This is a genomic window from uncultured Candidatus Kuenenia sp., assembly GCF_900696675.1.
GTDB lineage: Bacteria > Planctomycetota > Brocadiia > Brocadiales > Brocadiaceae > Kuenenia > Kuenenia stuttgartiensis_A.
Genome location: NZ_CAADGZ010000249.1, coordinates 1 through 1,871 on the forward strand (window position 1 = coordinate 1; position 1,871 = coordinate 1,871).

The 1,871-nt window shown below is 39.3% G+C and carries 2 protein-coding genes and 1 pseudogene; 2 read left to right on the forward strand and 1 reads right to left on the reverse strand.

The window, feature by feature from the left end; genetic code table 11:
- Positions 1-113 precede the first annotated feature (113 nt).
- Both QZT26_RS17405 and QZT26_RS17410 read left to right on the forward strand, forming a co-directional pair.
- On the forward strand, positions 114-341 hold the full coding sequence (locus QZT26_RS17405) for an FAD-dependent oxidoreductase (protein WP_295103990.1): 228 nt from the start codon (positions 114-116) through the stop codon (positions 339-341).
- Positions 342-359: 18 nt separating this feature from the next.
- A pseudogene (locus tag QZT26_RS17410) lies at positions 360-833 on the forward strand (hypothetical protein); the annotation flags it as partial.
- A gap of 160 nt (positions 834-993) precedes the next feature.
- Here the strand turns inward: QZT26_RS17410 and QZT26_RS17415 are convergent.
- Positions 994-1,629 carry a LamG-like jellyroll fold domain-containing protein gene (locus QZT26_RS17415; protein ID WP_295103992.1) on the reverse strand — a complete coding sequence of 212 codons (636 nt, stop codon included), beginning with the start codon at positions 1,627-1,629 and terminating at the stop codon, positions 994-996.
- Positions 1,630-1,871: the final 242 nt, after the last annotated feature.

Here is a 1,871-nt window from a genome sequence, read left to right on the forward strand (position 1 = left end):
CTTCATCGAAATGGTGAATCTCCTTTCAGGTGTTTTTTGTTATCAATATACCGCCGAATACCTTGGAAATCCTACCATTTCAATCCTATTCCTGCAACAAGGCTTTGCCTTGTTTGCAGGATTTAGGTACCAGTAAATCCGCAAAAAATTCCCTGCACTACCATGTTCGGAATCTTCCAATTGAAAAGGGTAAAACGTTATTAGATATTGGCGGAGGCGCCATTGGAGCTGTTTCAATGGCACATGCGGAACGGGGGGTTGACGTAACGGTTATCGACCAATGTAATGCTGTACAAAGTGATGTTCTCAAACATTATGTAGTGAACCTTGACGAACCATGAGGAGGTCAGTTTCCGGCAGAAAAATATGATTTTGCATTTTCTTTGGACGTTCTTGAGCATTTGAATTGTCCTGAAAAAGGCACTAAAGAAATTTTCAATTTTCTTAAAAGCGGTGGTAAATTATATGCAAGCACTGGTAATGTTGCATTTTTTATTCTTCGGTTGATGCTCTGTTATGGTAGTTTTAATTATGGAAGGAGAGGTATACTTGACTTAACCCATAAACGACTCATGACGGTCAATTCCTTTCGCCGTTTGCTTGAAAACTCCAGATTCAAAGTTGAAAAGATCTTGGGATTTGGGGTTCCTTTGCTGGATATGAACGGCAGTTCAAAACTCATTGCCTTTCTTGATATGACTTCATTCCGGCTGGCAAGAATCTGGCCGGGATTTTTTGCCTTTCAAATTCTGGCGATTTGCCACCGCCCCGATTCAATTGAAGACTTAATGGAACAGACATTCCAAAATAATTGTAACACTTTAGTTTTTTGAAAAAGTAGGGGCGAAGCATTTGCCCGTTTGGGCATGAACGCATTTATGACAATTTTAGCAAATGCTTCGCCCCTACACTATGCGGCAAACACCGCTATTATTGGAATTTTTCAAAAAACTAAAGTGCTACAAATAATTGAAGCGAAATACTTAGTTTCCATTAGTATTCAAAATACATTGCATGTCGTTTACCGTGTTTTATTTCCTCATTAAAGAATTGAGGGGCAACGCAACTAATATAACCATGTAGTCTGGATGGTAAAATATTCAACCGATATATGCCTTTTTCCAATCTGCACATATTACTTTCCAGTGGTTTGCCATTAACAAAAACCTTCCGATAGAAATTTCCTATTTCATTTGATTCCACAATGCCGTATTTTTCCCTGAGGATATTAAATCGTTCAAATATCTTTTGGCGGGGCATCGGGTAGGGATAAATACGAATATTTTCTGTTGTTCCATTAAAAACATGTCCCTTTTCTGCTTCCAGTATTTTAAATGCCTCAAAATTCTTTGCGAAGGATTCTACATCCTTTGACGGCATATAAGATATTTTTTTCAAGATACCGTTTACATAAAAAGACAAAGTATTGCCTGAAATTGTCCAAACAACATGATACCAACTGTTGAGCAATGTTATTTCCGCGCATTCGATGTAAGAATTTGTTTCAGGCAGATGAACCTGAAACCCCATGCCTTGCATTTGTTCAAATTCTGCATCCCAATGGAGCATAGACCACTCCCCCCGTTTCAATATGGGAGCATTATAAGGATTTTCGTTTACTTTTACCAGCTGGTAGGTTGGAGGCCATTAGCCTCCAACCCCCACTCGTCGCCAGATACTTTGGACAACGTGACAAAGCATCCTTTTTAAACCATACGTCTTTCTCGTAGTCAGCGACCCCGACGTGTTGCTCTATAACAGAGAAAAGTCAAACATCATGCTTTAGCACACGCCTTAAGAAATTCTCTTTCGAATGAGAGTAACCCCATTTTAAAGAATCGGTGAACAGGGAAACGCTTGTTGTCTGTTCT